This is a genomic window from Arcanobacterium buesumense (assembly GCF_012563545.1).
Lineage (GTDB): Bacteria > Actinomycetota > Actinomycetes > Actinomycetales > Actinomycetaceae > Arcanobacterium > Arcanobacterium buesumense.
The window spans coordinates 1,934,395-1,941,174 of sequence record NZ_CP050804.1 but is presented as its reverse complement, the minus strand read 5'-3'; the positions used below and the strand labels follow the sequence as shown (position 1 = coordinate 1,941,174).

At 44.4% G+C, this 6,780-nt stretch carries 8 protein-coding genes; all 8 read left to right on the top strand.

The features are described 5' to 3' along the window. Positions 1-319: 319 nt before the first annotated feature. Positions 320-460 carry a 50S ribosomal protein L34 gene (rpmH, locus tag HC352_RS08940; RefSeq protein ID WP_013170982.1) on the top strand — a complete coding sequence of 47 codons (141 nt, stop codon included), beginning with the start codon at positions 320-322 and terminating at the stop codon, positions 458-460. Continuing rightward, a complete protein-coding gene (rnpA, locus tag HC352_RS08935) occupies positions 461-826 on the top strand; it encodes a ribonuclease P protein component (RefSeq protein WP_168918534.1) in 366 nt (121 codons plus the stop codon). Next, positions 823-1,152 carry a membrane protein insertion efficiency factor YidD gene (yidD, locus tag HC352_RS08930; RefSeq protein ID WP_168918533.1) on the top strand — a complete coding sequence of 110 codons (330 nt, stop codon included), beginning with the start codon at positions 823-825 and terminating at the stop codon, positions 1,150-1,152. Before rnpA ends, yidD begins: the two co-directional genes overlap by 4 nt. 14 nt (positions 1,153-1,166) lie before the next feature. Next, positions 1,167-2,309, top strand: coding sequence for a membrane protein insertase YidC (gene yidC, locus HC352_RS08925; RefSeq protein WP_168918532.1), 1,143 nt, complete (start codon positions 1,167-1,169; stop codon positions 2,307-2,309). A gap of 39 nt (positions 2,310-2,348) precedes the next feature. Further along, positions 2,349-2,891 (top strand): Jag family protein, encoded by a 543-nt coding sequence (locus HC352_RS08920; protein WP_168918531.1) that lies wholly within the window; start codon positions 2,349-2,351, stop codon positions 2,889-2,891. Between the two features lie 190 nt (positions 2,892-3,081). Continuing rightward, a complete protein-coding gene (rsmG, locus tag HC352_RS08915; protein ID WP_247645196.1) occupies positions 3,082-3,726 on the top strand; it encodes a 16S rRNA (guanine(527)-N(7))-methyltransferase RsmG in 645 nt (214 codons plus the stop codon). 636 nt (positions 3,727-4,362) lie between these two features. Beyond that, complete coding sequence (locus HC352_RS08910) at positions 4,363-5,322, top strand: ParA family protein (protein WP_168918529.1); 960 nt, start codon at positions 4,363-4,365, stop codon at positions 5,320-5,322. A gap of 11 nt (positions 5,323-5,333) precedes the next feature. Then, positions 5,334-6,725, top strand: a complete 1,392-nt coding sequence (locus HC352_RS08905; RefSeq protein WP_168918528.1) for a ParB/RepB/Spo0J family partition protein — start codon at positions 5,334-5,336, stop codon at positions 6,723-6,725. The last annotated feature ends 55 nt before the right edge of the window (positions 6,726-6,780 follow it).

Sequence of the window (6,780 nt, the reverse complement as noted above, 5' to 3'; positions counted from 1 at the left end):
AAGAGAAGACGCGTGGAAATTCTAAAGTTATCCACAGGGTTATTCACACTTGTGGATATTACACGCGTGTAATTACATCATTTGAACCGCGAACTCTCAATGTAAAAATGTATCCACTAAAATATCCACAGCTGTGGAAAGTAATATAGAAAGAGTTCTCACACATAATTCTACGTGTGACAATAGTTACGGCACCCGTGTCTTTTATTGACTATGAGCCAAAAAGTCGCGTAAAGTCATCAAGTCATGTGTGTGCAGGACACACACGAATTCGAAACCTTCGGATTCGTTTCAAGTATCGATAAGTGGGAGATCACCCATGTCTACCAAGCGTACGTTCCAGCCGAATAACCGCCGTCGTGCGAAAGTCCACGGCTTCCGTAAGCGTATGGCCACCCGTGCGGGTCGTGCAGTTCTTGCCTCCCGCCGTCGTAAGGGCCGCGCACGCCTAGCTGCGTAAATGCTGCCCGCCGTCAACCGGTTACGAACATCGAGCGACTTCGCTCGAACAGTTCGTCATGGAAGACGGAGCGGAAACAGCCTCGTGGTTGTCTATTTTTTGATAGATGACTCCATACATGAAGCCGACCTTTGCACAAAGGTCGGCTTCGTCGTGGGTAAAAAAGTCGGAAACTCAGTAGTCCGACACACGGTGGCACGCAAACTCCGTCACGTCGTCAGAGATATTCTTCCTGAACTCCACCCGGGAACTCTTGTCGTGCGTGCAAACCCTGCTGCTGCCACAGCGTCGTCGAATGACCTGCATGAAGCACTCGTTCGAGCATTCCAACGAGCACACGTCTATCGTACGGAACAAGAACGATGAAACGGGTATTCACGGCAATAATCCGGTGGTATCAACGCCATATTTCTGCTGGTTTACCACGTCGATGTAAATATCAGCCAACCTGCTCCCAATATGCTCTCGATTCCATTGAGGTTCACGGAGCAATTAAAGGTACAATTCTGAGTATGTGGCGTTTATTGCGTTGCAATCCGTGGAGTAAAGGTGGCGTGGACTGGGTACCAGAAAAAGGTTCTTGGCCAACAAAACCACTCGGATACACCGAACTTATGGCGCTTCGCGCCGAACAAGAATCATCAGGCCAACGCGGCCATGGCGATGATGAACATAACGGCAACTGCCCCTAAGCGAAAGAAGAATTGTGGATATTATCCTCTTCCCTATTAAGTGGGTCATCTCGTGGATCATGTACGGCATCCACGCAGTTTTGACCGCCATCGGTATGAGTAGCGGATCAGGCGCAGCCTGGGTGTTATCTATCGTTGGTTTAACGGTGGTCATTCGAATCCTCATTATTCCACTGTTCAATAAGCAAATTCGGGCCATGCGCATGGGGCAAGAAATCCAGCCAGAGGTCCAGAAGCTACAAAAGAAATATAAGGGCCGCACGGACGCAGTTTCCAAGCAACGTCAGCAAGAAGAACTTATGGCGCTATATCGCGAGCGTGGCACATCGCCATTTGCTTCCTGTATGCCATTGTTGATTCAGATGCCGATCTTCTTCGCACTATTCCACTTACTTTATGCAGTCCGTCCAATCTCTACTGGAGATATGCCTGCCATTGGTGCAGTTAATAAGACTGTTGCAGAGGAAATAGCTAACTCAACATTATTTGGAGCTCCGCTATCTTCATCATTAGGTACGGCAGCGGAATATAATCTTCCGACCAATGTGCGTATTGTTGCTGTTATTTTGATTTTCCTTATGATGGCAACTTTGTTCTTCTCACAGAAGATGATTATGACGAAGAATCTTCCGGAATCAGCTCAGGATCCGGATAACCCTGCGTATAAGATGCAGAAGATGATGCTCTACGGTATGCCGTTGATCTACATTTTCAGTGGTTTTGCTTTCCAAGTCGGCGTACTTATTTACTGGTTGACTTCTAACTTCTGGAATATTGGTCAGCAGTACTGGCTCATCACATATAATCCAACACCGGGTTCACCTGCATGGAAGAAGCGTCAAGAAAAGATTCGGGCTAAGCGCATCGCAGCTGGTCTACCTCCGGAAGAAGAGCCAGAAGAACCTGTACAGCCACGCGTTCAACCATTAGGCAAAGAACGCTCAAAGAAGGCTAAGAAGAAGCATGCGGGAAAGGCGCCAGCGCCGGCGAGCACTCCATTACCGCCTGAAGAAGTTCGCGGACCAGATGGATTGACCGATGCGGAGCGTGCACAAAAGCGTTATGAGCGACGGATGGCAGAACGTCAGCGTGCTAATGAAAAGAAAAAGGCACGCCAGGCTAAAGCAAACCGCAATAAGAAGAATCGTAATTTTTAGTCTCGTCCGTAGTGGACCTGGGAAACAAAGGGAATCAATATGACCGAAGAACTCGCTGATTTGCGTGCTGCCTTGGATGAAGAAGGCGATATTGCTGCAGATTATTTAGAGGAACTTCTTGACATTGCCGATCTCGATGGAGATATTGAAATCACTGTTGAGGCAGATCGAGCAGCTGTTGGGATTGTCGCTGATGATGGTGGAGATCGCCGTCTAAAGCGATTGATTGGCAAGCATGGAGACACGTTAGATGCCATTCAGGAATTGACTCGGTTAGCTGTTCAGCAGCAGACCGGTGAGCGTTCTCGATTGATGCTCGATATTCTTGGATATCGTGATCAGCATCGTAAGGAAATTGCGGCTATTGCTCGCGAAGCTATTGAGCGTGTAGAAGATAGTGGCGAACCAGTTGCGCTCAAACCAATGAATCCGTTTGAGCGTAAAGTTGTTCACGACGTCGTTGCTGATGCTGGGCTTTTCTCCGATTCTTCTGGAATCGGGCCGGCTCGTCACGTTGTTATTTCACTTCCTGACGACGAGGATTTCGACGATTCGGCTGAGTCTGCGGATTCTGCTGAGTGAGGTAGATACTTTATTTAGGTGTGCCCTGCCAAGTGCGGGGCACACCTATTTTTATCTTTTGTAGTCGCTGAGATAATCGCGGATATTTCTATTTACTTCGGTATGATGTTTTTGGTAGAAACTGATAATTATCGCCTGTTTAATTATTATTGGTTATATTTGATATTTTTTAATGATAATAGATGATCGTATGGAGGATATGGTGACAGTTGAGGAAATTCCTTCCGGCGGGTTGGATCATTTTGGATCTGACGTATGGGAGCGGTTAGTGAGCTTTGCGAGATTAATCGAGAAAGAAGGCGAACTTCGTGGTCTCGTTGGCCCTCGTGAAATGAGTAAGCTTTGGTCACGTCATATACTTAATTCAACTGCGATTAATGATTTTGTGCCACCGAATACTTCTTTAGTAGATGTCGGTTCGGGTGCTGGATTTCCTGGTATTATCACTGCGATCACTCGTCCTGATGTTGACATTAGTTTAGTCGATTCTCTCGGTCGTCGTACTGATTGGCTTAATTATGTTGTAGGTGAGCTTAAACTTCAGAATGTGACTGTTTTTAATAATCGTGCTGAAGAACTTTTTGGAAAGGTCGTTGCTGACGTTGTTACCGCCCGAGCAGTGGCTGCACTTAAAAAACTTCTCCCCTGGACAATGCCATTGCTGAAACCTGGTGGTCAACTTGTTGCCTTGAAAGGTGCGCGCGCTGAAGAGGAAATTGATGATGCTGATAAAATGCTCAGAAAATATAAAGCTCAGTGGGTTGACGTTCATGATGTAGATGTGTGGGGTACACCGGAAGGTACTCGCGTTCTTATTGTGCAGAAAATATCTTAATATAAGATGTTTCACGTGAAACATCTTATGAGGGAAAGTTTTGTTTCTAGAATGTTTCACGTGAAACATTCTAGAAAAAGCTAAAAGATTTGTTTCTTATGTAGTGCATATATCGGTTGTGTAGATAGTTTCAAATATTGTCTGTGTTAATCTGCGGTATGTTTCTCTGTGGCTTTTATTAATTTTCCATGTATGCGAGACGTATTAGCATAATTAAATCCTCTGGTGATCTATAGATAATTTTGTAGAGTCATCCTTAATTGACTTAAATATCATTCATGCATATCAAAGTAGCTCAGTATACGTGATTGTTATTATCTGTATTTTTACTGAACTGATATTAAATCAATTTGATTCATCTGAATGATTTTGGCTGAGTGATACGTTGTTTCTAGTTAGAAGACACGTAAGTTAAGCATCTCCTGTACTTAATGTATCGGCGATAATTACTTTTACCGTGATGTTTCACGTGAAACATCACGGTAAAAGTACGGAGAAGTTTCTCATTTTCTTATCTGTCAAATTACGAGCCAAGTATTTAATGAGTGTGGATAACTACGTATCTGTGGATTATCTAAGTCATATTTTTAAATTACCTAGTAGAATTAAATGAGTTAACCGTTAGGAGCCGTTCGCATGGTAGATCCCCGCAAAAAAGCACTCGGATACTCAGATGACCGTTGTAATCATGCCTCGCGTGTTTCGTTGTTTGACAATATGAATTCGCCGGTCGGTGCTGACTTGTTACGTGATCGAGAGCTAATGAAGAAGCTTGAATCTGTGGTGTTTCCGCGCCCACGTAAAACACGTGTCATTACCGTTGCTAACCAGAAAGGTGGCGTTGGAAAGACAACAACGGCTGTCAATATCGCTGCTGCTTTAGCACAAGGTGGATTGAACGTGATGCTCATTGACGCGGATCCACAGGGGAACGCAACCACCGCACTTGGCGTTGAACATACCGCTGGTTCCCCGTCTTTGTATCACGTATTAGAAAAGGAACTTTCTTTACGTGATATTCTCCAGCCATGTCCTGATGTAGAAGGACTACTTGTTGCTCCATCAACAATTGATTTATCGAGTGTGGAAATTTCTCTTGTTCTGCAGGATGAACGTGAATACCGCCTTCGAAATGCAATTCAAACATTTTTAGCTGGTTATGAGGATAGCTCATCTGATCGAACTGATTACGTTATTATTGACTGCCCACCTAGCCTCGGTTTATTAACATTAAATGCCCTCGTTGGAGCGGATGAAGTCATGATTCCTATCCAAACTGAGTATTATGCGCTTGAGGGTTTAACACAGTTAATGAAGACTATTGATATGGTGAAGAACTCTTTAAATCCAAGTCTTCGCATTTCTACAATTTTACTTACGATGTATGATCGACGGACGAATTTAGCGCAGGATGTAGCAGCGGAAGTACGTGAATACTTTCCTCAGGAGACGCTTTCCATTGAGATTCCACGTAATATTCGAATTTCTGAAGCCCCAAGTTTTCAACAGACTGTTGTCACTTATGATCCTCGATCTTCAGGAGCTCTTGCTTATCGAGCTGCAGCATACGAATTAACGGAACAAGAACAGCGGTAGGTGGTTATATTATGGCAGAAAAAAGGCGCGGACTTGGTCGTGGAATTGGCGCCCTATTCCCAACGAGTCAAGAAGAAGTACGAAATCGGCCTATCGATATATTCTTTAGCAATCCACAGCCTCCACAAGCAGAAAGGCTATCACCACAAGCAGAAGGGCCATCACCTGAAAACCAGGAGAATGTTTCCTCGGAACAAGTAGTAAATGCTACGACCGTAGAACCTGTGGAAAAGCCAATTATTGCTAACAAAGGCAAATCATCTTCAGTAAAGAAGAAGCGCAATGTTTCACGCGAAACATCGTCTGTAAAAGTTACAGAAGAAACAAATAAGATAACTGACAAAGCTTCTATTGATCAGGGAAAAACTAAGAAATTACAGGATAATGAGAAGTTAGATAAGGTAGAGAGCTACGAGGATCAGATAGTAGCTAGTAGCTTAACTGAGACTGATCATCAGGGAAATAATACCGATACTTCTCGGCATGTTCCGGTGGATAAGACTGTGGATAAGTCTGTGGATAAAAATGATGATGATGAACTACAAGCGATTCCAGGTGCTACCTTCGGTGAGTTATTGCTTGATGAGATTGTCCCGAATATGCAACAGCCACGGCAGATTTTTGACGAAGATGACCTTGCAGAACTTGCTGCATCTATCCGTGAAGTCGGTGTACTTCAACCCATCGTGGTTCGTCCACTATCAGTACCTCTCCCGAACCATCCTGAAGCCCGCTATGAATTAATCATGGGTGAACGCCGCTGGCGCGCATCGAAATTAGCAGGAAATACATCTGTACCGGCAATTGTTCGACAGACTGATACAGATGACATGTTGCGTGATGCCCTTTTAGAGAATCTACATCGCGTTCAGTTGAATGCACTTGAAGAGGCTGCTGCATATCAGCAGCTCATGGAAGATTTCAACTATACTCAAGAAGAATTATCACGGAAAATTGCTCGCTCGCGCCCACAAATTTCTAATACATTGCGCTTATTAAAGCTACCACCACTTGTGCAACGTCGTGTTGCCGCAGGGGTAATTTCAGCAGGACATGCACGTGCTTTATTAGGCCTATCTGATGCGGCAGCAATGGAACGTCTTGCACAACGAATTGTTGCCGAAAACCTTTCAGTTCGAGCTGTAGAAGAACTTGTAGCGATGGGTGTAGATGATACGTCTGAAAAACCTTCACGCACGCAACGTACTAAACGTTATCAGTCAGAACTTAACGGGTTAGCTGTGCGTCTTATGGATCGATTCGAGACAAAAGTTAAAGTGGTTATGGGTCAGAAGAAAGGGCGCATATCTATTGACTTTGGTTCTATCGAAGACCTCAATAGAATTCTTAATATGATTAATGAGGAAAACGTGGATGTTTCACGTGAAACATCAGAGAATTAATTCGATTCCACAGGAAATCTAAACTTTGGGGGCTTTCGTTCAACGAACGAAAGCC

What these genes read in the sequence shown, in the direction of transcription:
- rpmH (WP_013170982.1), top strand. Translation starts at nt 320, where the DNA reads ATGTCTACCAAGCGTACGTTCCAGCCGAATAACCGCCGTCGTGCGAAA.
- rnpA (WP_168918534.1), top strand. Translation starts at nt 461, where the DNA reads ATGCTGCCCGCCGTCAACCGGTTACGAACATCGAGCGACTTCGCTCGA.
- yidD (WP_168918533.1), top strand. Translation starts at nt 823, where the DNA reads ATGAAACGGGTATTCACGGCAATAATCCGGTGGTATCAACGCCATATT.
- HC352_RS08920 (WP_168918531.1), top strand. Translation starts at nt 2,349, where the DNA reads ATGACCGAAGAACTCGCTGATTTGCGTGCTGCCTTGGATGAAGAAGGC.
- rsmG (WP_247645196.1), top strand. Translation starts at nt 3,082, where the DNA reads ATGGAGGATATGGTGACAGTTGAGGAAATTCCTTCCGGCGGGTTGGAT.
- HC352_RS08910 (WP_168918529.1), top strand. Translation starts at nt 4,363, where the DNA reads ATGGTAGATCCCCGCAAAAAAGCACTCGGATACTCAGATGACCGTTGT.
- HC352_RS08905 (WP_168918528.1), top strand. Translation starts at nt 5,334, where the DNA reads ATGGCAGAAAAAAGGCGCGGACTTGGTCGTGGAATTGGCGCCCTATTC.